We start from the raw sequence: 26705 nt of genomic DNA, 5'->3' as shown, positions 1-26705 counted from the left end.
ACTGCACCTCTTACTAAAAATCAGAAAAAAGCCTTCCCTGAAATTGCGGAATCAGGTGCAATAGTTAAAAGTAGGAACAAACCACCATTTGAACATTTAGAAGAGATTCCACCAACGAAAATAAATGTAATAAGAAAAGAAGAATAAGGAGGCTTTTATATGGCATTACATGATACGGATCAAGTCGATTTAGTTTTAATAGATGAGGATAATAAAGATAATGTATACTTAACAATCTTTGATGCTTTAGAGTGGAATAAAAGCGAAGAACTTGACGATGAACACATTTTACTTTTACAAGACAAAATCAATACATATTTAGGATTCATTGAAAGTGATGAAATCTACGAAAAAGTTCCAAGTACAATAGGAAGAACACATTTCATTATACAAGTGTATTCGCAGAATGAACCTAGTTTTTACGGGAAAAAGTTTTATAATATTGTAAGTGAACAATTAGGAGAATCTGGATATGGATTTGAGTTCCATCATAAACCTATTGATTCTTGAAATTAAATAAGAGGAATAGGGCGCATACATGGCGCTCTTTTTATTTACGAAAAAAAGTACATATACAACTGCTTAATATCGAAGGAAAGGTTACAGATATTAAGAATGAGCTACAATTATAACCCAAACTAGACGCGAAACTTATAAGTAATCACTTCTTGTGATAATCTTTCACTCGTATTAATTATGCTATTTTATTCCTACCCCCATCTCTTACACCAAAACATCAATTTTTAGCGTCCCAAGAGAGATCCGAACTTCCGGCCCACCTATTATCTACAATATATAAGCGATTCTTTCATGGCTTGTTTAACATACACTGGCTAATGTATAGATATGGTATAATTTTCTTGTGAAAATATTATAGGAGAAGCAGGGATGGTATGGTACAAATAAAAGTAACACCTGAACGTCTAGAGCAAGTAGCCAAGACGGTAAAGAACGTACGGTACACCTTAGAACAAATACATAATGGGTTATACAATCAAACAGAACATATTGCCGCAAACTGGGCAGGAGCAACTAGCCAACATTTCTATCAAATGTTTAACGAAGCTAAACCAAAAATGTTCACAGTTTTAACGGAATTCGATAAAATAGCTGCCGAATTAGAAAGAGTTGCGGAAAAATTCCGCACGGCAGATGCTGAGTACGACGGCAATCTAGTTGAAAGTGAGATTATAGCTAATACCCCTTCTTCAGAAAATAACAACACATCACCTGGTGCATCTTCTTCGAAAAAAGATGGTGCAAGTTTAGAGAAAGTTACTAGAGACCTAGCGGGCGAGTTATCGGGAGAATACGATGTACGACGTGTTATAGAAGGTGTTGATCCCGATACTGGCGAAAAACTTTCGTGGTGGGAACGCACTGGTGCTGGTGTCATGGTTTTTGCGGGACTTACGCCTGTTGGTAAGGGAATAAAAGTAGTCAAAGGTGCCAAAAAGATAGCTGACACCGTAGATACTGCTAAGAAGATAGACAAGACAGCAGAAGCAGTAAAAGCCCAAAGACAGGTACAAATAGGAATAAATCAAGAAGCTGGGAAAGCCTTTGAAAAAGAAGTACATAAGGACTTCTCAAAAGAGGTAGATACAGTAGTAGAACAAATAACTTTAAAGACTAATAAAACAGGAACAAAGACAAGACTTGATTTTCTAGGAGCCAATAAAGATCTAGAAGATATAAGAATAGTTGAAGCAAAAGGTTCACCAACTGCTCCCCTTACTAAAAAACAAAAAATTGCGATTCCTGAAATTGAAGAATATGGCGCAACAGTTGTAGGCAAAGGTAAACCACCTTTTGTAGGCGGTACGGAAATACCTCCAACTAAAGTTGAAATTAGAAGAAAACAATAGATAAGAGGTGTACTTATGTCTTTATACGAATTAGAAAAAGTTGATTTTATGGGCTACAATAAAGAAGAAAAAATAGCCTATTTAGTCATCGCTGATGAATTAGACTGGTCTGATGAGGAAAAACATATTGAATTACTGCAAGAAAAAATCAATTTGTATTTGGGCTTTATAGAAAGTGACGAGGTTTACGAAAGGTATCCTGAAGTAAAAGGGTATGGTTTTGTTATTAAGATATTCGGGAAATATCTTTTTACTGAATGGGGCAAAGAATTTTTAGAAAAGGTTGATGAAGTTCTCGTTGAAGCTGGATACGGTTTTCAATACGTGCATAAACCATTTGATGAGCCTGAACAAACAAATAATATAACTGACTAGCAAAGAGCGTTTTTAAGCGCTCTTTTTAATGCACTTTAATCTGTTGCATATACTCATTTTCATATATCCCGTTATAATATTTTTAAACCTCTTGCACATACATCAATTGATAGACAAACAAAAAACCTTGTTATCAAAAGATAACAAGGTTTTTTTAGCGTCCCAGGAGAGATTCGAACTCCCGACCGTACGCTTAGAAGGCGTATGCTCTATCCGGCTGAGCTACTGGGACATGGAGCGGGTGAAGAGAATCGAACTCTCGACCAGAGCTTGGAAGGCTCTTGTTTTACCACTAAACTACACCCGCATATGTTATTTTATTTTTCTTCGTTAGCGCTGTTGCCCTATCGACAATATTTATTATATGTATAACCATACATAAAGTCAACACCTTTTTTAAAAGAGGATAATTTTTATTATCCTCTTTTAAAAACTGCTTGTTCAACTAGCTGTCCGTCTAGTGTTTCAAAACGAACTTCCATTTGATTTTCATCCATTTCTAATAAGGCAAATGTCTTTTCTACACGCTGACGCGGTAATAAAATACTACCTGGATTAATAAATAAAACGCCGTCGATTAATTCCGCACCTAATACGTGAGAGTGTCCGAAGCATGCAACTTGCGCCCCTACTTCTTCTGCACGGTACGCTAATGTTTGTAACGTCATTTTCACGTTATGACGATGTCCGTGCACAACTACGAAACGAATGCCGTCTACATCAGTTACAATTTCGTCTTGAAAGTTAGCATAATCACAATTCCCTTTTACAACATGGAAACCTTGCAGCTCTTCATGAGCAGGCGTTAGCTCTGAATCACCGCAATGAATCATGATATCTACTTTCCCTTCATACTTCTCTTTTAACTGCTGTAATTCCTTCACAGAGCTATGACTATCGCTTACGATTAAAGCTTTCATCAATCTCTCTCCCTTATTCTCCTAAAAACCATTCAGGGATTTTTTCTTCTAGCTTACGTAGAGCACGTCCGCGGTGACTAATAGCATTTTTCTCATCTGAACTTAGTTCCGCCATCGCTTTTTTATATTCTTCCACATAAAAAATCGGATCATATCCAAAGCCGTTTTCCCCGCGGCGTTGTTCTAAAATAAATCCTTCACATGTCCCGTTTACAATGACAGGCTTTTTATCCCCTTCAGGGAAAGCAACCGCTAATGCACAGTAGAAACGAGCTTTACGCTTTTCAAACGCTACGTCATTTAATTCTTGTAAAACTTTATCAATATTCGCTTGATCATCTTTCGGCTCTCCAGCAAAACGAGCTGAATACACGCCTGGTTTCCCGTTTAAAGCATCTACAATAAGACCTGAATCATCCGCAATTACGATTGCATTCAACTGTCTACTCAAACTATCCGCTTTTAATATCGCATTTTCTTCAAATGTTTCACCAGTTTCTTCGACTTCTTCAATATGAGGAAAATCGTGTAATGATTTCACTTCTAAATCAAATCGCTCAAATAACTCAGCAAATTCACGTACTTTCCCCATATTTTTTGTCGCTACAACAACTTGTTTCATATTTTCCACCTCTACTCTATATGAGATACGATGTCACCTAACGCTTCTTTTTGCATATCAATCAGTTGGAAAATGCCTTGTTCTGCAGCATCAAGTAATTCATTTAACTGTGCTCTGCTGAACGTCGCTTCTTCTCCAGTTCCTTGTACTTCAACAAACTGGCCTTTTCCAGTCATAATTACATTCATATCAACGTCTGCTTTAGAATCTTCTGCATAGTTTAAATCTAAAACAACACCTTGCTCTTCAACAATCCCTACTGACGTTGCTGCTAAATAATCTTTTACTGGAATTTTAGATACTTTTTCTGCTTGTAATAACTTCTCGAAAGCTAATACCATTGCTACATATGCACCTGTAATAGAAGCAGTTCTCGTTCCACCATCAGCTTGAATAACATCACAATCAATCCAGACCGTTCTCTCACCAAGTGCTTCTAAGTCAACTACCGCACGTAATGCTCGTCCAATTAAGCGCTGGATTTCCATTGTACGTCCTGTTACTTTCCCTTTACTTGACTCCCTAATTGTACGTTGTTCTGTCGCACGTGGAATCATCGCGTATTCAGCTGTTACCCAGCCCTTTCCTTCTCCACGCATAAATGGTGGGACACGCTCTTCAATTGTCGCTGAGCAAATTACCTTTGTATCCCCAACCTCAATTAATACTGATCCTTCTGGATGTTTTAAATAATTCGTATGAATATGTATATGGCGCAATTCTGTTTTCTCTCTACCATCTACTCGCATAAAAATAACCTCCTCATAACTACTTGTTAGTATAGCCAAATTTAAATGTATGATATGTATACAATAAAAGAAGAGGAACCCAAAAAGCAATTCCTCTTTCTTACTTAAGTATATCAAATTATCGACGATTAAAAACTACCTGTATTCACGTTTTCTGGACGATCTACAGGTTTTATTAATTTTCCGCCCTTTTCATCTATAAGATTTGCTTTACCATTCACTTCAATAGAAACACTTTTCACGCCTTTCTTTTCTGTTAAAGATAAAACTAATGACTTCAATACGTAATTTGAAATCATATTTTTATCTGGATTTATAAATATATTTTCATTAAAGTTTAATGTAAGATTTCCGTCTTGTAATTTCGGATTCGTAATCAGCTTAACTCCTGGATTGAAATCATTCAGGAGCGATTGATGAATCGGTCCTTTTACAAGTTCATCTATAATGGTTGCATAATCATTTTCTTTTCCTTCTACAACGCGGCGTGTTACTGGTACGTAGTATTGCTGTTTATTATTATTTTGCGCCATAAAATAAAGGGTAACTGGTTTTGTATTTGTTACATCCGCTACTTGTTCATCATCGAAGTTGATACCGTTCGCACGGCTCACGCCTTCACCAAGCGGTGTACCACCAACAGGCATCTTCGCCAATTTCTCACCATTTATTTGGAACTGCACTTGTTTTATTTCTTTAAATTGCGTCAACGTCCATGCAATAGATTCAACGATTTGGCGTTCTTCCTCTTTCGCATAGTTTTTCATTTCTTTAGAGAAATCAATGACTGCCGTCCCATCTTTTTTCAAATTTAGGGTCATCGATGTATTCGCTGGAATGACTGCACGGAACCCATTCGGTAATAAATTCGTTATCGGTCCATCTTTCACAAGGTACTCTAACGTTTGCTGAATGACCTCATTTGCTTTCGGAGTAGGTATAGCTAACGTTTGCGGCACAACATAGCCATTTTTATCAACAAGGTATATTTCTCTATTCACCGTTTGTCCTTGCTTATCTTTCTTAGCTACTTCTTTCTTTCCACCCTCTGTATACGTAACTTGTTTTGGCGGATCAATTTGTTCCGTTGCTTTCTCCTGATTTATAAAGCCACACCCTGTTAGTAAAACAGCGCTCACAGTAGCACCAACAACCCATTTAAAAGTGGATTTAGGCATGCCATTCCCCCCTAAAATCTAAGTTTGTACTATTATGTATACGAGCTGTTTCACTTTTTAGAACAAGCTGTGCTCCCTATAAACAAAAAAACTCCTGATTTCTCAGGAGTTCACTTATATGGATTCTACTATTATTCTTTTTCTAAATGAATACGTTTCACATTTTCAATCGGTTGACCGAACCATTTTGATGCAATTTCTTTAAATAGGCCTATTTTTCCTGTTGTTAAGAAGAGATGATCACTTTGTTCCTCTCCCTCATTCAACATTTTACTATGGTATAAAATTGTACTTACTTCACGCGCCGTTTCATCACCAGAACTAATTAGTTGCACTTTATCTCCCATTACTTGTTTAATAACAGGACCTAAAATTGGATAATGTGTACAACCTAAAATAAGTGTATCAATATCAGTATTCTTCAGCGGTTGCAACGTTTCTCTTACAACTTCATACGCCATTTCACTTTCGAAATTACCACTCTCTACAAGCTCAACGAAAGGCGGACACGCTAAACTTTCTACCATAACACGGTTATTAATAGACTTTAGCGCTTCTTCGTATGCACCACTTTTCACCGTTCCGATTGTTCCAATAATCCCAACATGATACGTGTTTGTCATTTTTAAAGCTGTACGTGATCCTGGGTGAATAACTCCTACCACCGGAATTGGTAATTGTTTCTGCATCTCTTCTAATACAACTGCAGTTGCTGTATTACACGCAATAACTAACATTTTAATATTTAAATCTAGTAAATGCTCCGTCATTTCCCACGTAAATTGACCCACTTCTTCTCGAGAACGCGGACCATAAGGGCAACGTGCTGTATCCCCTAAATATATAATGCGCTCTTTCGGCAACTGACGAATTAATTCCTTCGCTACTGTTAAACCGCCAACTCCTGAATCGATAACACCGATTGCTCTATTCAACTTCATCACCCGTTTTCTCATTCATCATCTTATTTTATCATTATATTTTACACACTTTAAGTTCGCTAACTTAAACTGCTTCTGTATGAAAATTTTCATTTGTACCTGTATAGACTAGGACCTTTTTTATTTTGCTCCTTTTTTTCATAATTTGCAAGACAGAAAAATAACCGACCTTCTATAGGAAAGTCGGTTTCTTCTATAATCTCATCTTTTGAAGAAAAACGTTTATATAAAGTAGCTTTACTAATATCCATATATTTCGCAATTTCATCTATTTTCAATTGGCTAAAACTCGTTTTTCTAATAACGGGCTTTATTTTATTAATATAAGTATTTGCACACGCAACTTTTCTCATTAAGAGAGCCTCCCCTTTTGTCCATACAAAATAGTATAGCAAATTCACGATTAATTATAAATGAAGTCATTATACTCGATATATCTTTTTAGTTTAAGAGGTTTTCAATTTGCACTATAGAAAAATGCCCGCTACCTTTATAAGTAGCGAGCATTTTTTCTATAATGTATTTACAGCTCTTCTTATGGCTTTCCCTATTTCCATACTAGACTGCGGATTTTGTCCTGTAATTAAACGCCCATCTACTACGACATGCGGCGTGAAATTTGGAGCCACATAAAACAAAGCCCCTTCTTCTTTCAATTTACTTTCTAATAAAAACGGCACTCGCTTTTCTAAATGTACAGCTTTTTCCTCATCATTCGTATAACCTGTTATACGCTTACCAGCAACAAAAAACGAGCCATCTGTATTTTTCACACTGACTAAAGAACTTACTCCGTGACAAACAGCCGCTACAATCCGATTATTGCTGTACATATTCTCAATCAAATTTGCAACATATAGATTACCTGGAAAATCTACAATCGCCCCGTGCCCACCACCAAATAAAACCGCATCATAATCCGAAAAATGAACCGTTGAGATCGGATTCGTATTTTGCACTAAAGAAGCGACATGCTTAAATTCACGAGGTATCCCGTTCGGAATAGACACTCTATCAATCGGCACTCTACCACCCTGTATCGACACAATATCAACATCGAACTTAGCTTTTTTAAACAAATTATAAGGAGCTGCGAGCTCTTCCAACCACAAACCAGTCGGGTGTCCATTCATATCATGAGCGCTTGTTGAAACTAACAATATCCTTTTCAACATATCCCCTCCTTACTACCTATTTATGTATGGAGTGTTCTTATCATTCATATAGCAAGCGAAAAAAACGATAACAACAAGCGGACCCTTTGTATAAAAGTCAGCTTGTTGTTATCGTATGAATTCTTTCGTACAAAGACGTTCACAACTTTATAGCTTTTATCTCCAACGCCACGCAATTGTTGTATCCTCCATATGAATAGCAGGTATATCAATCCCTAAATACCGCTGATCATCCTCATCAAAAATAGACCAATTTTCTTCATGTAAAAATTCAGGGTCTATGATTTCAAAATCATGATCAGCTAAATAATTACATACAAACTCAATTACTTGCCCTTCAAATAATATCTACAATCCCCCCATCTTATTACATTACTTATTAATTAACACTTTCAATTCTTCAGGTGTTAAAAAAGAACCATTTATGCTTTTTCTATGAAGCATTGCATGACAATTAGCACACACTGGGATCAAATCATTCACATAATCCACCTCATACTCATTGCCTATTTCACTAAGCGGTATTTTATGATGAACATGGATGAATCCTTTCCCTAAAGAACCGTATTGTTTTTCAAAATCTAAATTACAAACATGACAATAACAACCATGATGTTCAATACATTTCCTTCTTGCTACAGCACTACGCTCGTACCAATTAACGATTACTGTTTTTTGATGCCCTTCCATAATAGACAATTGTTCTGGTACTTCATCTGGATAGACCGATTTTGAACTATCTTCATTAAAACATTGTTCAATATAGTTTAGTAAATCAACTTTAGATTCTAATTTCATCGGACCTTGAATATTACCTAACAATCCATTTTCCCTTAACTTTTCAAAAGCTAAATCGTCAGACTCAATCTGTTGCTGCAAACACAAACGCATAAACTTTTTTGTTTTTGCCTTTTGATAATCTTCTTTCTCCACCCAAAATTCATCTTCATCGTTAACTTTTTCCCACGGTATATTTACATCTTCCACAATACATTTAAACTTTATTTTCCCTATAAAAGCCGAACAATAAATATAAATAATATCCCCAATCTCGTGATTTGCACTTTGGCTCCAATCAATATAATCATATCGATTAAAAGCACCTACTACGTCATATTTTTTCGGATTTGCTGAAATTATCCACTTCATATCCTTAACCTCTTTTTATTTTAACTATAACAAATAATAGTCAAATTTAACTGGCTTTTCATACAAATCATATAAAGACATTCAACCATCACTTCGATTCTCCGAATGTATATGTTATATCAATCGTTCCCTAGGATGAACAATAATTCCTTCAATTGAACTTTGAAACATTTTAAACATAGCCGCCTCACTACCTATTTATGTACGAGACATTATGATCACTCATATAAAACATGAAACAAACAGAAAAATAGCCGACTCTTCATATAAAAGTCGGCTGCTTTCTTATAGTTCGAGCTCTCCCATGCGAAGAAGCTCAACAACTGCTTGTGAACGTCCTTTAACTCCTAGCTTTTGCATTGCGTTTGAGATGTGGTTGCGTACTGTTTTTTCACTGATAAAAAGTTCACCCGCAATTTCTTTTGTTGTTTTATCTTGAACCAGCAATTCAAATACTTCTCTCTCTCTCTTTGTGAGTAACGGTTTAGATTGATACGCTTTTTCCTTCAACTGGTATAACCCTCCTTGCTTAAGCCAGAGCTGTGTATGTGTAAGTTGGGTGTTTATTTAGTCAAGATATTGTATGAACGAAATGTGCGGGTGGTGAATGAAAATGGGCTTTATTTCTCATGTTATTTTAGACTTTTATACAGTGCGTTCACTCTTTGTATCCACTTGCTTTTCGGCACGCCATATTTGTTCTAGTAATATGCTGACAACTGTACCTACGAACAAACCATTTCCGAATATATATTGCATAACAGACGGTAAGGATTGGAGCGCTCCAGACGGTAAAAACATAACACCGCTGCCAAATAATACTGCAACGCCTAAAATCGTTACATTCCTTTCATTAAGCTCCACTTGTTTTATATTATTTAACCCAATTCCAATTAGCTGTACGAATGAAGCCATTAAAACTGCAGATGCAACAGCGGATGGTAACGATGCTAAGTAACGAATAACACTTGGAAACATCGACATTACGACTAGTAACATACATGCTAGTAAGAACGATCGTATATATTTTTGTTTTGTTAAGCGAATAAACCCTGCCGTTGCTGGTAATGGAACGACACCTACAGTTGAAAATACGGAAGAAATGATGTGCGAAATTCCTCCAACCCACGTACCATCCTTCAACTGTTTCTGTTCAATAGTCGCTTTTTGAATGGTAGCTTGATTAATTGCTATAATAGCTGCCACTGTATTTGAAACTAAAATACATACCATAACGAAGCTTGATACAGCCATACCTGTATTCCACTTTGGAAGGCCCCAAGCAAATATTTGCGGAAATTGCACAAAATGAGTTACTTGAGATGGAATCGTAACTTTTCCTGCCATTAGAAAAAGAATCCATCCACTAATTAATCCTATTAAAACCGCATAACTTTTGACAAAACCTTTTCCAAAATTAGATAGTATAATAACGAACAAAAATATACTAAACGCGATTATCGCTGTAAATCCATCGATTTGGGAAGCAGTAGCAGTAATTCCTAGCATTCCTTTTAAAAATACACCGCTTAATTGTAAACATAATAAAAGTAAAAACGTCCCTGTCACAAGCGGCGTAAATAAAAATAAAATACGTCCGATAAAACCAGTTACTCCTAATCCTATTAAAATAACACCGGAAATTATCATTCCTAATTCTAAAATTTGCAATGTACTATGTAATTGGTTTTGCCCGACAGTTGCGTAAGCAAGTACGGTAAATACTCCAACCCAAGATCCAGCTGGTCCATCCGCAATTGGAAGTCTATGTCCAAGCCACCCTTGTAAAAAAGAAGATATACCAACTACAAAAAACGTACGCTGCATCAAATAAAATATTTCTCCCGTCGTAAGATGAAATAATCCGCCAACGACAATTGGTAATGCGATTGAATTCGCTAATAAAAATATAAACCATTGCAAGGTTCCCATAATATGATTTTGATTATGTTGATTGTCCAAATTTTTCATCCCTTCCATACATTTCACATAGAAATACACACTATACTATTACGTAGCTTTTCGAAACAACACTTTTTGTCCCCTCGATTTCTTCCCGTATCCAAATGTTGCAATATAAACTCCACAAACGATAAAAACAGCTCCAATTATTTGAATAGCTGTTACACTTTTCTGCAATATAATATAGCCTACCACCATCGTAACGAATGGTTCTAAATTTAAAAACATTGCTGCTGTTGATGCTTGTGCTTTTCTCAATTGATTATTCCAAACCAATGTACAAATTCCATGCATAAGTATTGCTGTCACTATGAGAAGCGACCAACTCTCTATAGAGTATTTCAACGTTATGTGAGAAAAGGTAAAAGTAAGAAACGGTAGCATAATTAAAAAACCAAAAATCGAAGAAAAGAATGTAATCAAAAACATATCATCTCTGTTCCCCAATTTCCGAATTAAAACGATAGATAAAGAAAAAGATAGCATCGTTATAAAAATCCATATTAACCCTTCTGAAAAGACGAACCTCTGCCCAACACCAATTACAAAAAACACTCCAAAAGTAGCAATTCCTCCTCCTATTACTAACTTAGCTGTTAACGGTTCGTTTAAAATAAATACCGCTAAAATAGAAGTCATGACAGGAGTAAGTGCTAATATTAGCGCCGCTGTTGTTGGATCTGCTGTTTGTAATCCTTCATAAAAAGACCATTGATTAATCGCGACACCTATGACCCCAATTAATAATACACTTTTCATTTCATTCTTTTCTATATATAAGTCTTTCTTACACATAATAGCGTACGCTAGAAAAAACAAATTAATAAATAGTAAGCGAAGTGTCGTTAACAACACCGGATGAAATGTATTTACTAAAATCGCACCAAATATAAAATTACTCCCCCAAACTACTACACATATAAACAGTAATATATATGTACGTGTCACCTATTCCCCTCCTTTTCTCGTAAAAAAGAAGGATTCCTATTCTTTCATTAGGAACCCTTGAAAAAATATATATAAATTAGGGAGATACGTAAATTAAATCAATACACCTTGAACATGTTGCAAGGAACCTGCTACGATTTTTCCTTCTTTCATTACAGCTGGTCGCTTCGCTCGTCTAGCAATCGCTTCTGCTGAACATGTAGCTTGTAAGAAGACGAAGTCAGCTTTATCTCCTACTTTAGGCCAAACTTGATTTCCTTCTTGATCCAATGGCGTTTTTCCACCTGTAATATATGCTAAAGAAGAAGATAAAGACTTCTCATCAATCCAGCGATACTTTTCTGCTAAACGCCCTACTCTTTCAAAAATATCAGCATTGCCAAATGGGCCCCATGAATCAAACATACTATCGCAACCTAAAGAAACGGAAACACCTTTTTCTGTAAGTAATGGTACTGGTGGTATATTTCTGTTAATTGGTACTGTCGTAATAATAGACATTCCTCTCTCAGCTAATAAGTCTGCCATATCTGCTCCTTCTTCTTTAGATACATCGCCTAGACTAAACGCATGACTGACCGCAACACGCCCGTCCCAATTAGCCTCTTCTGTAAATTGAGCTAATTTTTTAATTGTATAAATACCTAAATGCCCTGCATCATGTAAATGCAAATCAACATCTGCATTTGCCTCTACAGCAATTTCCATCATATCAAAAAGTGATTTTTCAATGTTATTATCTACAGTAGCTGGATCTACACCACCTACTAAAGTTGCGCCCATTTTCATCGCTTCTCTCATAAGAGAATGCGCTTCTGTACGAAGTAAACCGTGCTGCGGGAATGCTACGATTTCATATGTAAACGCACCTTTCATATTCTCTAAAGTTTGACGGACAGATTCTAAGTTTTTAAGACCGATATACGGATCAATATTTACATGCGTTCGTATATGAGTCGAACCAGCATGTAAAATGTTGCTTAGTAATAACTCTGCTCTCTCTCCAGTTGTTTGAGCTAAAATTGGTAACTCCTGCTGTTCTAACTCTAATCTCTCAATAATATTTTTCACTGGTGTACAGGCTTCCCATGGGCCACCAAGTTTTGTCTTATCCAGGTGAAAATGATTTTCCACAAACGACGGAAGAACAAGCAATTCTTTCGCATCTTTCGTTTCATATTCTGTTTGAAGCGGTACATCTGCAAGTACAATCTTTTCGATCTTTCCATCCTGTATGAGTAAATGATGCAAAGCTGTTTCTGTACCTGTAACTACTTCATTATTAAACTTGTAACCTGTTTCTAATCGTACATTCGTTAACCAATACACATTTTGCATTTCAATCATCCTCTCAAACAAGATTATTTATAGTCGCTTTTTGCAAACTACCAGCAACAACATTTCCTTTATATAAAACAGCACAGCGCTCTGTTTGTCTTGCTACTACTTCGGCTGAACATGATGCTTCTGTAAAGACGATATTTGCTTCATCCCCAACTTTTGGCCATTGACGATTTCCTTGATCATCTAATATAGATTTCCCACCCGTAATAAACTGAAGTGCTTTCCCTAAAGAGCGCTCGTCAATCCATCTAAATCTCTCCGCTAGACAATTTGCCTTTTGCAACATATCTCCTGTTCCAAATGGAGACCAATGATCAGTTATACTATCGTTTCCTAGTGAAACTTTTACACCTTTACGATTTAATAGCGGAACTGGAATTACATGTCTACTAATTGGAACTGTTGATGTTATATCAATGCCTAATGCCGCAAGTCGTTCAGCCATTTCCTCTGCTTCTTCTACAGATACATCTCCAAGTCCAAGAGCATGACTAATCGTAACTCTTCCTTGCCACCCTGCTTCTTCTGTTAATGCAGCTAATCTCTTCATTGTAAATGTTCCGAGTTGATCCGCTTCATGTAAATGAATATCAATATCTGAATCAAACTCTACTGCAATATCCATAATTGTATTTAATGATTTTTCAATATTACCGTCCACTGTAGCTGGGTCTACTCCACCTACTAAATGAGCTCCCATACGCATAGCGTCTTTTACAAGCCCTACGGAATTACTTCGTAACAAACCATGTTGCGGGAATGCTACGATTTTTGCTGATAACTTGTCTTTATATGTTTCTAGCGCCGCAATCGTTGCTTCTAAATTCCCAAGACCAATTACAGGATCAATATTGCAATGTGTTCGAATATTTGTCGCTCCATTTTCAAGAAGTAATTGCAACATTTTCTCCGCTCTACTCTTTGCAGTTTCTAATTGCTTCGGAAGAATAGTTTGCTCCTCATGAATGCGAGTGAATATACTTTTCACTGGTGTACATGCTTTCCACGGTCCACCATAATACGTTTTATCAATATGAATATGCATTTCTTCAAATGCTGGTAATGCCAGTAAACCATTTGCATTTACTACTTCACCATCTTGTTCCGATACACTTCCAGGTAATATCTTCGTAATCTTTCCATCTTCAATAAACAAACTACAAATCTCTGTTTCTGTACTTGTAATTCGCGATTCCTCATATACGTACCCACATTCAAGTTTCACATTCGTTAACCAATATTGTGATTTTACACTCACTTTGTCAATCTCCCTTCGCAATATGATTTTTCTACTTTACAAATGAAACAAAAATAGATAAAAATTTCTATCAGTGTAAAATAATGTTTTACACTGATAGAATTTCCTATTTTACTGTAGTTCTACACCTTCCAGTCGCAAATACCCAGATGGATCAATCCAAAATCCTTTTATATTTTTCGTAGTTGCGGCAATATGATTAATCCCTCGAATTGGTACTAATAAAGCATCTTTTAATTCAATTTCTTGTAACTGTTTATACAATTCTTTTCTCTTCGTCTCATCTTTTTCTTTTCTAGCCTCTTCTATTAATTTATCTACTTCTGGATTACTATAGAAGAATTGGTTACCAGTCGCTCCGTGTGAACTAGAATGGAATAAATTATATTGATTATAGTCACCATCACCTGTTGCATTTCCCCATCCTCCAACAAACATCGCATGTTCTGATTTATTCGTTGCAGCTAAAAACGCACCATATTCCATAACTTTAATTTCTACATCAACGCCAATCCCTTTTAATTGAGATTGAATTACTTCCACTAACGCCATTCTAACCTTGCTGTCATTCGTCCAAATTGTTGTTTTAAACCCATTTGGATAGCCAGCCTCTGCTAATAATTTTTTTGCAGTATTAATGTCATACTTATATCCTTTTACGTCTTTCGTATAACCGAATACTTTAGGAGTCATTACCGAGTTCACTTCAGTCCCAACATTGTTATATACCCCTTTTAAAATCCCTTTCGTTTCAATCGCATGTGCAATCGCTTGACGAACGAGCGGGTTGTCAAATGGCTTTTTCTGTACATTAAAGCCAATATATTCTACACCTAAACCTTCATTTTCAATTAACTCCATGGATGGTGAATTTTTCACACGCTCTACCTCAGTTACAGGTAAATTCTCTGCAATGTGAGCTTCACTAGTTTCAATCATTCCAATACGTGTTGCATCTTCTGGTACGACTTTGAATACCACTTCATCAACCTTTGATTTTTCACCCCAATAATTTTTATTCTTTTCAAGTCGAATTTCTTCACCTGGTTTCCATGATTTAAAAGTATATGGACCTGTCCCAACCGGATGCTGCGCTAAGCCTTTCCCTTTTTCATCAATTGCTTTCGGACTTAAAATACTTCCTTCATTACTTGCGAAAATAGATAAAAGAGGTGAGTATGGGTATTTCAATACGAACTGTACTGTATATTCATCAATTACTTTTATTTCTTGAATCATGGAATAAACAGTTGCTCGATTTGAACCTACTTTCGGGTCTAATACACGTTCAAAGTTTTTCTTTACTGCCTCAGCATTAAATGGTGCACCATCTTGGAATGTCACTCCTTGTTGTAACTTAAATTCCCAATTCAAATCATCAATTTGTTTCCATTCCTTTGCTAACATCGGCTTAAAATCCATGTTTTTATCTCGTTGTACAAGATTTTCATACACTTTATGGTACACAACACTCGCGGAAGGGATGTTTGTAATAAAATGCGGATCTAAATTATCAGCATCTGACAATCTAGCAATTGTTAAAACACCGCCTTCTTTTGTTCCATTGCTTCCTGACCCTTCATTTCCTGTCTTCGTATTAGATGAACACCCCGCTAGAAAAACTGAAAGACATAAAATTGTGATAAAACAAATCACAAGTCCCCTTTTGAATCTCATCGCCCTTCCCCCTCCACTTTCTTTTATCTCTACATCCTAAAGTGAAACCTTACATCTAGCTTTCTATCCCCTACTTTCTAATAGCAGATCATTCCACCACCCTTTCTTTTTCAATTTCGTCTATGTATTTGTAATTATAAATAACTTTGCGGAAAAAGTTTTTAAACATCTTTACTTCTATTTGCATTTTCTTTACTAATTGAATTTTCTGAATTTTTTTGAAACATCTTTACTTCTATTTGCATTTTCTTTACTTATTGTTTTAAACTCGTTGACTCGTTTTAATTTTCTGATAATTTAATCATAAAGAAAGGGAGGTATGAAAAATGGAAGTTCGTCTTTCTAAAGAAGAAAATACTTCTTTACAAACGATTCAAACGAAGAACACATCGAAATGGATCATTAGCTATCGAAAACTGAAAAAAAATAAGATGGCATTTATCGGGGGTATTATCGTTTTTTTCTATATTTTAATAGCTATATTTGCCCCATTGTTAGCACCCTATAATCCATTTGATATTCAGTTAGTTAACAAATTACAACCACCATCTATGGAACATTGGATGGGAACAGATGATAAAGGTAGAGATATTTTAAGCCGCCTTTTACACGGGACACGTCTTTCATTACTTGTTGGATTTTCTTCTGTATTTATAGGGGCATTGTTCGGCATTATCCTAGGTATCATTTCTGGTTATTACGGTGGATGGTTTGACACAATCATTATGCGAATCATTGATATTATGCTAGCTTTCCCTGGTATTTTACTTGCTCTTGCTATTGTAGGCGCACTAGGACCAAGTCTTGTGAACGTAATTATCGCTATTGGCTTTTTCTCAATCCCTATGTTCGCTCGTATCGTTAGAGCTTCTACATTAACAGTAAAAAAATTAGAGTATATCGACGCTATAAGAGCACTAGGGGCAAATGATTTTACTATTATTATGAAACACATATTCCCTAACATCTTATCACCTATTATCGTCCAAGCTACTTTACGCTTAGCTACAGCAATTTTATCTGCAGCTGGATTATCATTTTTAGGACTTGGAGCGCAACCACCTTCACCTGAATGGGGTGCCATGTTAAGTAATGGACGCGACTTTTTATTTACCGCACCACATATTGCAATGTTTCCTGGGATCGCAATGTCTACACTCGTAATCGGTTTAAACATGTTTGGTGACGGATTACGTGATGCACTAGATCCGAGACTAAAAAAATAGAAAGGGGCATTATACATGCTAATGTTTATATTTCGTAGAATACTACAATTAATTCCCGTTCTTTTCGGCGTTGTATTCGTCGTTTTCTTAATTATGCAAATGGTACCCGGTGACCCAGCTCTCCTTATCGCTGGTGAAGGAGCATCAAAAGAAACTGTCGAGCAAATACGCCACCAATTAGGATTAGACAAACCCTTTATCATGCAATATTTCTCTTATATCGGAAATATATTACAAGGAGATTTCGGGGTTTCGATTCGTTCTAATCGCCCAGTGTTAGATGAAGTATTAATCCGCCTTCCAATCACTATTGAACTCGCACTGTGTAGTATCGTCATTACAGTTGTAATTGGGATGATTGCTGGTATCATCTCGGCTACAAAGCAATATTCTTGGACAGATGTTTCTATTATGATTATCGCTTTGTTAGGTGTCTCATTACCAAGCTTTTGGTTTGGACTTATGCTCATTTTCTACTTCTCCGTCCAAATTCAAATATTCCCCGTTTCTGGTTGGGGAACTTGGATGCACATGGTTTTACCTGCACTTACACTAGGTGCATCTGGCGCAGCAATTGTAGCACGTATGACTCGCTCAAGTATGCTTGATGTTATACGCCAAGATTATATAAGAACAGCAAGAGCAAAAGGAGTAAAAGAAAGAGTCGTTATATATAAACATGCTTTGAGGAACGCATTAATTCCCGTTATTACTGTTGTTGGATTACAATTTGGTGCACTTTTAGGCGGTACAGTTTTAGTAGAATCAGTTTTCGCTATAAATGGACTTGGAAGATTGATCGTAGACGCCATCCGAATGAGAGACTTACCAATGTTACAAGGGGGCGTATTAATCGCCTCGGTCATCTTCGTTCTAGTCAATCTTATTGTTGATATTTTATACCGTCATTTCAATAAACGTATTGAGCTTAATTAAGGGGGTGCACAAACATGAATAAAAAGGAAGAGGTATTACAAGTTAAAGATTTAAAAACACATTTCTTTACAGACGAAGGTGTAAGCAAAGCGGTTGATGGTTTAAATTTCTCTGTTTCTAAAGGAGAAACACTCGGCATCGTAGGTGAATCTGGTTGTGGGAAGAGTATCACTTCTCTATCCATTATGAGATTAATTGACCGAGAAAGTGGCAGTAAAATTGAAGGTAGCATTTTATTTAAAGGAAAAGATTTATTACAACAAAAAGAAGCTGAAATGCGCGCAATTCGTGGAAATCAAATCTCAATGATTTTCCAAGAACCAATGACATCTTTGAATCCAGTATATTCTGTTGGGGAACAGATCGCAGAAGCGATTCGTATCCATCAAAAATTAAATAAAAAGGAAGCTTGGAATAAAGCCGTCGATATGTTGAAACTAGTTGGAATTCCTTCTCCTGAAAAGCGTGCAAAACAAGAGCCGCATGAATTAAGTGGAGGAATGCGACAACGCATTATGATTGCAATGGCACTTGCTTGCAATCCAGATTTACTCATTGCAGACGAACCAACAACTGCTCTTGATGTAACAATTCAAGCTCAAATATTATCACTTATGAAATCACTTCAAAAACAACTCGGTATGGGGATTATTATGATCACCCACGACTTAGGAGTCGTGTCAGAAACATGCGATAGAGTCGCCGTTATGTACGCTGGAAAAATTGTCGAATATGCAGATATCGAGCATATATTTACTAGTCCAAAACATCCTTATACAATCGGACTTCTTCAATCTCTTCCAAGACTCGATACAGACCAAGAAGAGTTACAAACTATTCCAGGATCCGTACCGAGTCCATACCATATGCCGAGTGGATGTCGCTTTGCTGATAGATGCACACATGCAAAAGAACTATGTCACAATACTCTTCCAGAACTTCAACTCACGCAAGATGGAAGTGAAGTTCGATGCTGGATGTTTACAGACCTTTGGGATAAATCATCTTCAGAAAAATTGGAGGTATTATAATATGTCTACTGCTACGCAAATAAATAAACGAGAGTTATTACAAGTACAAAACTTAAAACAATACTTCCCTATAAAAAAAGGAATTCTAGGACGCTCTATTAGCTATATTAAAGCGGTTGACGATATTAGTTTTACAATTTACGAAAAGGAAACTGTTAGTATTGTTGGTGAATCTGGTTGCGGAAAATCCACCACTGGGCGTGCAATATTGCGCCTTGATGAAGCAACAAGTGGAAAAATTATTTTTCAAGACAAGGATTTACTAGCATTAAATAACTCAGCAATGCGAAAGGTTCGAAAAGATTTACAAGTTATTTTTCAAGATCCCTTCGCTTCTTTAAACCCTCGGCAAACTATTGGGAGCATTTTAGAAGAAGCTATGGCCATTCAAAACGTATGTCCAAAAGGTGAAAGAAAAGCAAAAGTTATTGAGCTGCTCGGAAAAGTTGGTCTTCCACCTGATGCAGTGAAGCGCTATCCACATGAATTTAGTGGTGGTCAACGGCAAAGAATCGGAATTGCGCGTGCCTTAGCTGTTAATCCAAAACTCATCATTTGTGACGAAGCTGTCTCCGCCTTAGATGTTTCAGTGCAAGCACAAGTTTTAAATTTATTAAAGCAGTTGCAACAACAATATGGGTTAACATATTTATTCATCTCTCACGACTTAGCTGTCGTTCGTCACATATCAGATCGCATCATTGTAATGTACCTTGGTACCATTGTGGAGATTGCCGATAAACATTCTCTTTTTAACAATCCGCAACACCCTTACACAAAAGCGCTTCTCTCAGCAATTCCTACCATTAGTGCAGGAACGAAAAAAGAGCGTATTGAACTTAAAGGAGACCTTCCCTCTCCTCTAAACCCGCCAAAAGGCTGTCGTTTTCATACTCGTTGTCCGTATGCCGTTGAAAAATGCGCTACGCAGCAACCAAGCTTTCAATCTATAAGCGAAGGTCATAAAGTAGCCTGTCATATCATTTGATACGAGTCTGAATAATAGAAATATTTATAACACTTTAGTATAATAATAAAAAACAAGATTGAGGTATGTATGTTAACTTATGAAGCATTTGCTGTATTAATAACTATACTTGTCTTAGCTCCAATTTTTGGAGCTATTATTTTATTATGTTTATTTATTTTTGAAAAACGAATCGATTTACTAGAAAGTGAAAAGAAAAAAATAGCACTAGAACGAGAGTTGCAACAGTCTTTATATCATCAACTTACGCAACAAATTCAGCCTCATTTTTTATTCAATACATTAAATACAATTTTAAGCTTAGCTCGTCTGCAGCGAACTGATGAAGTTGTCAAATCACTTGAGATCTTTTCTCTATTTTTAAAAGGAAAATATAAAACAACAGATTTGTTAATTCCTATTTCTGAAGAACTAACATATACGAATTATTATATTGAGATTCAAAAAATGCGATTTCGCTCAAGACTTTCAGTAAGCATTACCTCTTCTGAAGATTTACATAACGCTCATATTCCACCTTTCGTTATTCAAACGTTAGTTGAGAATTCCTTTAAACATGGGCTAGAAAAAAAAGCTGGTCAAGCAATTTTAAATATTCATCTATACAATACAAATAACCGAATTACACTTCTAGTATCCGACAACGGTACTCAAAACGAACCATTTACTTCCCATACGGAAGAAAGCGGGTACGGACTTGAAAATATAAAACAACGATTTCAGTTATTCTTTCAAGAACAAACTACGTTCTCTTTCCTCTCTACAAAAGAGACTGGCACGAAAGTAGAAATCACATGGCCTTTCATCACAGAAAAAAACACAGAGGAGGTAATACAAAAATGAACGTGCTATTAGTAGATGACGAACCACTGGAACTGGAACAATTAGAATTTCTTATCCACCGTCAGTTTCCTAATTGGACACTGCATCTAGCTTTAGATGCGGATGAAGCTTTACGTATAAATGAAAAATTCTCGATTCATTTAGCACTTTTAGATATTCACCTTCCAGGCATATCCGGCCTACAACTAGGTGAAAAATTAAAAAGTAATAACTCTAACCTCGACATCATTATCGTAACCGCATATCAAAATTTCGATTATGCAAAACAATCTATTCGTCTAGGAGTTATTGACTACATAACAAAGCCAATTATAGAAAAAGAACTCATCGATATATTACAAAAGTACAAAGGAGATTCCAATACTCCTTCCTACTCACGTATTATTCAAGATACATTAGACATCATCCATGAAACCTTCCATGACAAACTACACTTAGCAGACATCGCAGCTAAAGTACATACAAATCCAACTTATTTAAGCCGAAGGTTCCATGAAGAAGTAGGTATTTCATTTTCCGGATATATCATGCAATATCGTATTGAAATGTCACAGAAATATTTAACGGAACACCCACATTGGTGTATCTCTCAAATCTCTGAGCGATCTGGTTTTAATAGTCAGCATTATTTCAGTACTGTTTTTCGTAAAATGACCGGAATGACTCCGAAAGAATATAGAGGCGAGGGATAAATTGTGACGAAAAACAACTCAGCTTTCACACCTTTACAATTAGGTATCGGGACTGGTACTGTTCTTTTATTATCTAAATGGGTCGCAAGTATATCAACACTCGCTTTACCTGAATCTATTATCAATTATGGGCTAATCGCTGGTATTCTTTATGCGATGATTGGCCCTTTTACTCTTATTTTATTGGGAATTTTAATAAAAAAAATACGTTCTACATTCCCAGAAGGAGAATCCATTCACGATTACTTATCTTATAAACTTTCTCACAAAGGATATATAATTGTATGCTCTTTCCTTATTCTATTAAGTATAGAGAGTATGTTCATTCAAACGAAAGTTGCTAGTATTTTGCTTAATGTTTTTTTCCATATTCCATATACATTGGGTTCTTTCCTTTTCATTACCCTCTGTACAATATTCGTAATGTTAAGTAACGCTAAGCTATTTACTAAAATGGCTATTATGCAAACTGTATTAATGTTTTCTACCATGATCATTATTCCAATTTATTTTTTTGTGCAAGATGGCATTAACCATGTATACGATGGGATTCGCTTATATCACCCTTATTTGCTATTTTATGAAAATATAAACGGAATATATTTTCTTACTGCCGGCATCCTAATTGAAACGGGGAGAGTATTAATAAGCCCCGCATCTTGGGATAAGGCTTTCCGTATTCACCCTAAAAAAATCATTCCGACTTTTTTACTATCAGGGTTTATATGGATTACCATCCCTTTGGCGTTCGCTTCTCTAATTATGATAGTTATTTTTAGTGGGAGCTTAGATCATTTGTATGATCTTCTAGCTCAACTTCCAAAAAAAATAGAATTTACTATTTTATTTTATTTACTCGTTATCGGCTCTTTAAGCGCAATAACTTCTAGTTTTATTTCTTGGATGCATGGATTTACTAAACTCATTCGAGATTTTATACCGATGATACGTACAAAAATAAATTTCAAATTATATAGAGCTCATTTTATTTCTATAGCTATCGGATTTTTAGCTTTTTTCATTACAATTACTACAAACTTTACTATTTTAGAAATTATTTTTTTCTTTGGTATTCTTTATACATCTCTTATCATCACAATATTATTCGTTATTTTCAGCAAGCAAAAAATCCGCATCATTATACCGCTCATCTCGATTATTGGTGCTCTTACCGGTTATGTAGTTTACTTCTTAATCGGTCCTTTAACAAGCATTTGGGTTAGTATAGCGGTTACTCTTTCACTAAGTATTTGTTATCTGTTTTCACATTGGATACACCAACAATTCAACTATAAAATGAAACAATAATATGAGGCCCTTTTGGTAGTTTAACTTTGCTACCTAAGGCCTTTTTACTTTTATCGCAAACTATTGTACTGCGCTATAAATTAGATTCATTGTTTATATAACCTCACATCTAAATTGTAAAATACGGTTCACTTTATAAAAAAATGTAATACAACCTCATAGTCTTCTCATAAATTTCCATATAGAATAGAAGTATATAGTTTGATATAAAAAGGAGTTGATCGTAATATGTCAAAAAAATTATATAAATCCGAAACTGATAAAATGTTATTTGGTGTATGTGGTGGTTTAGGAGAATATTTTGATATTAGCTCTACTCTTATTCGTATCCTTTGGGTTATTGCTATTTTATGTTTCGGAACAGGTTTTTTAGTTTATTTCATTTGTTTATTCCTTATGCCACGTTCTTACTAATAACTTCATTCAATATATTTGAACAAAACATATAAAAAATCCCCTATAGTTTTTTCTATAGGGGATTTTTTCATGAAGAGTATTTCATCGTTAAATGTAATACTGCCACTTCATCTTCTTCATTTTTATAAATATGTTTCTTATTCGCTTCAAATTGAATGGAGTCAAACTCATTTAATTCGTATATATCATTCTCCACTTGAATAGATACTTTCCCTTTCATTACAGTTACAAGCTCAATAGCCCCTTCATGATGAGCTTCAGGTTCATATATACTATTCGATCGTAAACAAGCACGATGCATTTCCATCCCCGTTTCTTTCGTATAACGGAACATTGTTTCTAAATGCCACGCTTGGCCAACATCTACTGCAAATCCTTCTCCGCAGCGTGCGACAGCTACAGGTTCTCCAACAACCATTAATCTTGATAGGGGGATTGATAACCCTTTCGTTATTTTCCAAATGACAGCTAACGTTGGATTCGTTTCGCCTCTCTCGATTTTTCCTAATGTTAATTTACTAACTCCTGTTTTTTGGGCTAATTCTTCTAAACTTAATTTTTTTTCATTTCGAATTTGTCTTAATAACTGACCTACTTGCTGAATGACTTCTTTCGTTTGCATATCTTCCTGTTCTTTCATCTATAAAACCACCTTAAAGTATAAAAAAGTTTACTTTTAAATCATTAAAGTATATTATACTATACATAATCATTTATTTCCAAAAGGAGTGTTATACTTCATGCGCGCAATATTATTAGGACTTTTATCATCAGCCTTTTTTTCTGCAACCTTTATTATTAATAGAGCGATGAATGTATCTGGAACAAGCTGGGCTTGGACAGCTTCCTTCCGTTTTTTATTTGCTCTCCCTATTTTATTCCTTATCGTTTTATTTCGCAAAAACTTTAACGGTTTATGGGAAGAGTTAAAAAAACATCCATTAGCGTGGATCGGATGGGGTTCTGTTGCAGGTATTGGTTTCTATTCTTTATTAAGTTTTGCAGCTGTCTTTTCTCCAGCTTGGCTCGTTGCTGGAACTTGGCAAGTTACTATATTAGCAGGTTTACTACTCTCGCCATTATTTTTCGTTAAAATAGAAACGAAATCAGGTACGAAACTTGTACGCGGAAAAATTCCACTTCGTAGTTTATATGTCGCATTATTTATTTTACTTGGTGTAATTTGTATGCAAGCGACTGCAGCAGGTCACATTACAATGACTCAGTTCATTTCAGGTTTTTTACCTGTCGTGTTAGCTGCTTTCTTATATCCGTTCGGCAATCGAAAAATGATGGAACTTGTTGGTGGACGTCTCGATACGTTCCAACGTGTATTAGGAATGGCGATTGGGAGTCTACCTATTACAATTTTACTTGGGATATATGGATTTTCTACTACTGGTATTCCAACATCAAGCCAAATGTTGCAAGGATTTTTGTTAGCATTATGTTCTGGCGTAATTGCAACGATGACATTTTTCTTTGCTACTGACTTAGCAAAAGACAATCTCGCTCTACTTGGAGCTGTTGAAGCAACGCAAGCTGGAACGATGGTCTTTACCGTGCTTGGTGAAATTATCTTCTTGAACGGTTCATTTCCTGGTGGGCTTTCCCTACTTGGAATGATTATTATTATGTTAGGAATGGTTGCAAATAGCGTATTAAATCGATCTGTTCCAGTCGTTAAACAGAAAAAAACAGCACAAAAAAAGAGTATGGTTCTATAACAAAGAACCATACTCTTTTTTATTGTCCCCCTATTCCGCCTTATCAGAATAGTATTTCATTAGCTGTTTATACTAAAACCTATGTTATAATACGTTTCATGCGCAATATTAGGAGGTAAATTATGTTAAAAAAAGCAATCGCTGAATTTATTGGTACATTCGTACTTGTATTATTCGGAACTGGAGTAGCTGTCATTGGCGGCGGAATCGAAGGAATTGGAACATTAGGAATCGCTATGGCTTTCGGTCTATCTATTGTGGCTATGGCATATAGCATCGGAACAATTTCTGGATGTCACATTAACCCAGCAGTATCAGTAGCTATGTTCATCAACAAAAGAATGAATGCTATGGAACTTTGTTATTATGTATTAGCTCAAATTTTAGGTGGTTTATTAGGAACTGCAACGTTAGTAACAATTTTAAAATCTGCTAAAACACCTTTAGATAATTTAGGACAAAATGGTTTTGGAACTCTTGGTTTATCTGGAGCATTTCTAGTTGAATTTATTTTAACTTTCGTATTCGTATTAGTGATCGTTGCTGTAACAGGTAAAAAAGGAAGCTCTTCTCTAGCGGGATTAGTAATTGGTTTCACATTAGTGTTAGTTCACTTATTAGGTATTCCGTTAACTGGAACTTCTGTTAACCCAGCTCGTAGTATCGCACCAGCTTTATTCGCTGGCGGAGAAGCACTTTCTCAACTATGGGTATTCATCGTTGCACCAATTCTTGGTGGTATCGTAGCAGCTATTGTTGGTAAATTCATTTTAAATACTGAAAAATAGAATTTTCAATATTTCTGAATAAAAAAAGGCGAGCCCTCATTATGAGGATGCTCGCTTTTTTATTCTTTCATTTTAGACTTTAAATTTGTAACTAATTGATCTACCGTTACATTGGCAAGTACGTTTTCCATCGCTTCTTGCGCTTGCATTAAAATAATTTCTAATACTGATTGAATATTAGCTCCTACTGGACATTCAATGTTGGGATTTTCATGGAAGGAAAATAGCTGTCCTTCTTCTACAACTTCCACTGCTTTATATACATCAAGTAATGTAATTTCTTCTAAATCACGAGCAAGTGTCGTACCACCTTTACCAGCTTGTACATCAACAAGTCCTGCTCTCTTCAACATTCCTGTAATGCGACGAATCACAACTGGATTTGTATTCACACTACCGGCAATCCATTCAGAGGTACAGCGAGAGTTTCGATCTATCGCAAGTAATGTCAGCATATGAACACCTACTGTAAAACGACTACTAATCCCCATCTGCACACCCTCCTTTGTATTCATTCTATTAAAAGACGACTCTTATTATTATATACTATTTTTAATTTATACATAAAGAAAAAGCATGATTT

At 35.8% G+C, this 26705-nt stretch carries 28 protein-coding genes, 2 tRNA genes and 1 pseudogene; 13 read left to right on the top strand and 18 right to left on the bottom strand.

Annotation, left to right across the window (positions count from 1 at the left end; genetic code table 11):
• Positions 1–159 precede the first annotated feature (159 nt).
• The 3 genes from DN390_RS04395 (at position 160) to DN390_RS04385 (ending at position 2243) form a co-directional block, all read left to right on the top strand.
• On the top strand, positions 160–510 hold the full coding sequence (locus DN390_RS04395; RefSeq protein ID WP_147806695.1) for a DUF6572 domain-containing protein: 351 nt from the start codon (positions 160–162) through the stop codon (positions 508–510).
• A 383-nt stretch (positions 511–893) separates the two neighbouring features.
• On the top strand, positions 894–1868 hold the full coding sequence (locus DN390_RS04390) for a WXG100 family type VII secretion target (protein ID WP_147806694.1): 975 nt from the start codon (positions 894–896) through the stop codon (positions 1866–1868).
• A 15-nt stretch (positions 1869–1883) separates the two neighbouring features.
• Positions 1884–2243 (top strand): DUF6572 domain-containing protein, encoded by a 360-nt coding sequence (locus DN390_RS04385; protein WP_060632425.1) that lies wholly within the window; start codon positions 1884–1886, stop codon positions 2241–2243.
• A 158-nt stretch (positions 2244–2401) separates the two neighbouring features.
• On the opposite strand, the gene DN390_RS04380 is transcribed toward DN390_RS04385, so the two are convergent.
• From DN390_RS04380 to DN390_RS04300, 16 genes and pseudogenes are all read right to left on the bottom strand, one after another.
• Positions 2402–2475, bottom strand: a tRNA-Arg gene (locus tag DN390_RS04380).
• A 1-nt stretch (position 2476) separates the two neighbouring features.
• Positions 2477–2550 (bottom strand) — tRNA-Gly (locus tag DN390_RS04375).
• A 109-nt stretch (positions 2551–2659) separates the two neighbouring features.
• Positions 2660–3163, bottom strand: a complete 504-nt coding sequence (locus DN390_RS04370; protein WP_000645495.1) for a metallophosphoesterase — start codon at positions 3161–3163, stop codon at positions 2660–2662.
• A gap of 13 nt (positions 3164–3176) precedes the next feature.
• Positions 3177–3785: an XTP/dITP diphosphatase gene (locus DN390_RS04365; protein ID WP_000815935.1), complete on the bottom strand. Its 609-nt coding sequence runs from the start codon at positions 3783–3785 to the stop codon at positions 3177–3179.
• 11 nt (positions 3786–3796) lie between these two features.
• Positions 3797–4534, bottom strand: coding sequence for a ribonuclease PH (gene rph, locus DN390_RS04360; RefSeq protein ID WP_001261765.1), 738 nt, complete (start codon positions 4532–4534; stop codon positions 3797–3799).
• Positions 4535–4662: 128 nt separating this feature from the next.
• Positions 4663–5712, bottom strand: coding sequence for a spore germination protein GerM (gerM, locus tag DN390_RS04355; protein WP_147806693.1), 1050 nt, complete (start codon positions 5710–5712; stop codon positions 4663–4665).
• A gap of 131 nt (positions 5713–5843) precedes the next feature.
• On the bottom strand, positions 5844–6653 hold the full coding sequence (gene racE, locus DN390_RS04350; RefSeq protein ID WP_147806692.1) for a glutamate racemase: 810 nt from the start codon (positions 6651–6653) through the stop codon (positions 5844–5846).
• Between the two features lie 191 nt (positions 6654–6844).
• A pseudogene (locus DN390_RS04345) lies at positions 6845–7006 on the bottom strand (TetR/AcrR family transcriptional regulator); the annotation flags it as partial.
• A 159-nt stretch (positions 7007–7165) separates the two neighbouring features.
• A complete protein-coding gene (locus DN390_RS04340; protein ID WP_147806691.1) occupies positions 7166–7828 on the bottom strand; it encodes a type 1 glutamine amidotransferase domain-containing protein in 663 nt (220 codons plus the stop codon).
• Positions 7829–8200: 372 nt separating this feature from the next.
• Entirely contained in the window at positions 8201–8977 is a 777-nt protein-coding gene (locus DN390_RS04330) for an HNH endonuclease (RefSeq protein ID WP_147806690.1), read from the bottom strand.
• A 285-nt stretch (positions 8978–9262) separates the two neighbouring features.
• Positions 9263–9487 (bottom strand): spore germination transcription factor GerE, encoded by a 225-nt coding sequence (gerE, locus tag DN390_RS04325; protein ID WP_000659484.1) that lies wholly within the window; start codon positions 9485–9487, stop codon positions 9263–9265.
• Positions 9488–9622: 135 nt separating this feature from the next.
• Entirely contained in the window at positions 9623–10957 is a 1335-nt protein-coding gene (locus DN390_RS04320; RefSeq protein WP_147806689.1) for a purine/pyrimidine permease, read from the bottom strand.
• 30 nt (positions 10958–10987) lie between these two features.
• Positions 10988–11887, bottom strand: coding sequence for a DMT family transporter (locus DN390_RS04315; RefSeq protein WP_147806688.1), 900 nt, complete (start codon positions 11885–11887; stop codon positions 10988–10990).
• Between the two features lie 93 nt (positions 11888–11980).
• On the bottom strand, positions 11981–13225 hold the full coding sequence (locus tag DN390_RS04310; protein ID WP_147806687.1) for an amidohydrolase family protein: 1245 nt from the start codon (positions 13223–13225) through the stop codon (positions 11981–11983).
• A 13-nt stretch (positions 13226–13238) separates the two neighbouring features.
• Positions 13239–14489, bottom strand: coding sequence for an amidohydrolase family protein (locus DN390_RS04305; RefSeq protein WP_147806686.1), 1251 nt, complete (start codon positions 14487–14489; stop codon positions 13239–13241).
• Positions 14490–14600: 111 nt separating this feature from the next.
• Complete coding sequence (locus tag DN390_RS04300) at positions 14601–16166, bottom strand: glutathione ABC transporter substrate-binding protein (protein WP_147806685.1); 1566 nt, start codon at positions 16164–16166, stop codon at positions 14601–14603.
• Positions 16167–16492: 326 nt separating this feature from the next.
• Between DN390_RS04300 and nikC the strand changes: the two genes are divergently transcribed.
• The 8 genes from nikC to DN390_RS04260 all read left to right on the top strand — a co-directional run bounded on the left by nikC (position 16493) and on the right by DN390_RS04260 (position 23604).
• The gene (gene nikC / locus DN390_RS04295) at positions 16493–17392 is read left to right on the top strand and encodes a nickel transporter permease (protein WP_147806684.1); all 900 of its coding nucleotides are present in this window, start codon (positions 16493–16495) and stop codon (positions 17390–17392) included.
• A 15-nt stretch (positions 17393–17407) separates the two neighbouring features.
• The gene (gene nikB, locus DN390_RS04290) at positions 17408–18328 is read left to right on the top strand and encodes a nickel ABC transporter permease (RefSeq protein WP_000928487.1); all 921 of its coding nucleotides are present in this window, start codon (positions 17408–17410) and stop codon (positions 18326–18328) included.
• Positions 18329–18342: 14 nt separating this feature from the next.
• Positions 18343–19359, top strand: a complete 1017-nt coding sequence (locus DN390_RS04285) for an ABC transporter ATP-binding protein (protein WP_063224788.1) — start codon at positions 18343–18345, stop codon at positions 19357–19359.
• A 1-nt stretch (position 19360) separates the two neighbouring features.
• On the top strand, positions 19361–20347 hold the full coding sequence (locus DN390_RS04280) for an ABC transporter ATP-binding protein (RefSeq protein WP_147806683.1): 987 nt from the start codon (positions 19361–19363) through the stop codon (positions 20345–20347).
• A gap of 69 nt (positions 20348–20416) precedes the next feature.
• Positions 20417–21190 carry a sensor histidine kinase gene (locus tag DN390_RS04275; RefSeq protein WP_147806682.1) on the top strand — a complete coding sequence of 258 codons (774 nt, stop codon included), beginning with the start codon at positions 20417–20419 and terminating at the stop codon, positions 21188–21190.
• The gene (locus tag DN390_RS04270) at positions 21187–21882 is read left to right on the top strand and encodes a response regulator transcription factor (protein ID WP_087982217.1); all 696 of its coding nucleotides are present in this window, start codon (positions 21187–21189) and stop codon (positions 21880–21882) included. Before DN390_RS04275 ends, DN390_RS04270 begins: the two co-directional genes overlap by 4 nt.
• 3 nt (positions 21883–21885) lie before the next feature.
• Entirely contained in the window at positions 21886–23190 is a 1305-nt protein-coding gene (locus DN390_RS04265; RefSeq protein WP_147806681.1) for an SLC5/6 family protein, read from the top strand.
• Positions 23191–23418: 228 nt separating this feature from the next.
• Positions 23419–23604 (top strand): PspC domain-containing protein, encoded by a 186-nt coding sequence (locus tag DN390_RS04260; protein WP_060632438.1) that lies wholly within the window; start codon positions 23419–23421, stop codon positions 23602–23604.
• A gap of 70 nt (positions 23605–23674) precedes the next feature.
• Here the strand turns inward: DN390_RS04260 and DN390_RS04255 are convergent, their stop codons facing one another.
• Positions 23675–24247, bottom strand: coding sequence for a helix-turn-helix domain-containing protein (locus DN390_RS04255; protein ID WP_097951080.1), 573 nt, complete (start codon positions 24245–24247; stop codon positions 23675–23677).
• Positions 24248–24347: 100 nt separating this feature from the next.
• Here DN390_RS04255 and DN390_RS04250 point away from each other — a divergent pair, with 100 nt between their 5' ends.
• Both DN390_RS04250 and DN390_RS04245 read left to right on the top strand, forming a co-directional pair.
• On the top strand, positions 24348–25334 hold the full coding sequence (locus tag DN390_RS04250) for a DMT family transporter (protein WP_147806680.1): 987 nt from the start codon (positions 24348–24350) through the stop codon (positions 25332–25334).
• A 122-nt stretch (positions 25335–25456) separates the two neighbouring features.
• On the top strand, positions 25457–26122 hold the full coding sequence (locus DN390_RS04245; protein WP_060632441.1) for an MIP/aquaporin family protein: 666 nt from the start codon (positions 25457–25459) through the stop codon (positions 26120–26122).
• A 59-nt stretch (positions 26123–26181) separates the two neighbouring features.
• Here the strand turns inward: DN390_RS04245 and DN390_RS04240 are convergent, their stop codons facing one another.
• Complete coding sequence (locus tag DN390_RS04240) at positions 26182–26613, bottom strand: Rrf2 family transcriptional regulator (protein WP_000512998.1); 432 nt, start codon at positions 26611–26613, stop codon at positions 26182–26184.
• Positions 26614–26705 lie beyond the last annotated feature (92 nt).

This window comes from Bacillus sp. SH7-1 (genome assembly GCF_008042405.1).
GTDB classification, from domain to species: Bacteria; Bacillota; Bacilli; order Bacillales; family Bacillaceae_G; genus Bacillus_A; species Bacillus_A thuringiensis_N.
The sequence above is the reverse complement of the archived record's forward strand: the minus strand, read 5'-3'. Positions and strand labels throughout refer to the sequence as shown.

Coding starts and splice junctions, on each gene's coding strand:
- DN390_RS04395 (WP_147806695.1), top strand. CDS start 160: ATGGCATTACATGATACGGATCAAGTCGATTTAGTTTTAATAGATGAG.
- DN390_RS04390 (WP_147806694.1), top strand. CDS start 894: ATGGTACAAATAAAAGTAACACCTGAACGTCTAGAGCAAGTAGCCAAG.
- DN390_RS04385 (WP_060632425.1), top strand. CDS start 1,884: ATGTCTTTATACGAATTAGAAAAAGTTGATTTTATGGGCTACAATAAA.
- DN390_RS04370 (WP_000645495.1), bottom strand. CDS start 3,163: ATGAAAGCTTTAATCGTAAGCGATAGTCATAGCTCTGTGAAGGAATTA.
- DN390_RS04365 (WP_000815935.1), bottom strand. CDS start 3,785: ATGAAACAAGTTGTTGTAGCGACAAAAAATATGGGGAAAGTACGTGAA.
- rph (WP_001261765.1), bottom strand. CDS start 4,534: ATGCGAGTAGATGGTAGAGAGAAAACAGAATTGCGCCATATACATATT.
- gerM (WP_147806693.1), bottom strand. CDS start 5,712: ATGCCTAAATCCACTTTTAAATGGGTTGTTGGTGCTACTGTGAGCGCT.
- racE (WP_147806692.1), bottom strand. CDS start 6,653: ATGAAGTTGAATAGAGCAATCGGTGTTATCGATTCAGGAGTTGGCGGT.
- DN390_RS04340 (WP_147806691.1), bottom strand. CDS start 7,828: ATGTTGAAAAGGATATTGTTAGTTTCAACAAGCGCTCATGATATGAAT.
- DN390_RS04330 (WP_147806690.1), bottom strand. CDS start 8,977: ATGAAGTGGATAATTTCAGCAAATCCGAAAAAATATGACGTAGTAGGT.
- DN390_RS04320 (WP_147806689.1), bottom strand. CDS start 10,957: ATGGAAGGGATGAAAAATTTGGACAATCAACATAATCAAAATCATATT.
- DN390_RS04310 (WP_147806687.1), bottom strand. CDS start 13,225: ATGCAAAATGTGTATTGGTTAACGAATGTACGATTAGAAACAGGTTAC.
- DN390_RS04300 (WP_147806685.1), bottom strand. CDS start 16,166: ATGAGATTCAAAAGGGGACTTGTGATTTGTTTTATCACAATTTTATGT.
- nikC (WP_147806684.1), top strand. CDS start 16,493: ATGGAAGTTCGTCTTTCTAAAGAAGAAAATACTTCTTTACAAACGATT.
- nikB (WP_000928487.1), top strand. CDS start 17,408: ATGCTAATGTTTATATTTCGTAGAATACTACAATTAATTCCCGTTCTT.
- DN390_RS04285 (WP_063224788.1), top strand. CDS start 18,343: ATGAATAAAAAGGAAGAGGTATTACAAGTTAAAGATTTAAAAACACAT.
- DN390_RS04280 (WP_147806683.1), top strand. CDS start 19,361: ATGTCTACTGCTACGCAAATAAATAAACGAGAGTTATTACAAGTACAA.
- DN390_RS04275 (WP_147806682.1), top strand. CDS start 20,417: ATGTTAACTTATGAAGCATTTGCTGTATTAATAACTATACTTGTCTTA.
- DN390_RS04270 (WP_087982217.1), top strand. CDS start 21,187: ATGAACGTGCTATTAGTAGATGACGAACCACTGGAACTGGAACAATTA.
- DN390_RS04260 (WP_060632438.1), top strand. CDS start 23,419: ATGTCAAAAAAATTATATAAATCCGAAACTGATAAAATGTTATTTGGT.
- DN390_RS04255 (WP_097951080.1), bottom strand. CDS start 24,247: ATGAAAGAACAGGAAGATATGCAAACGAAAGAAGTCATTCAGCAAGTA.
- DN390_RS04250 (WP_147806680.1), top strand. CDS start 24,348: ATGCGCGCAATATTATTAGGACTTTTATCATCAGCCTTTTTTTCTGCA.
- DN390_RS04245 (WP_060632441.1), top strand. CDS start 25,457: ATGTTAAAAAAAGCAATCGCTGAATTTATTGGTACATTCGTACTTGTA.
- DN390_RS04240 (WP_000512998.1), bottom strand. CDS start 26,613: ATGGGGATTAGTAGTCGTTTTACAGTAGGTGTTCATATGCTGACATTA.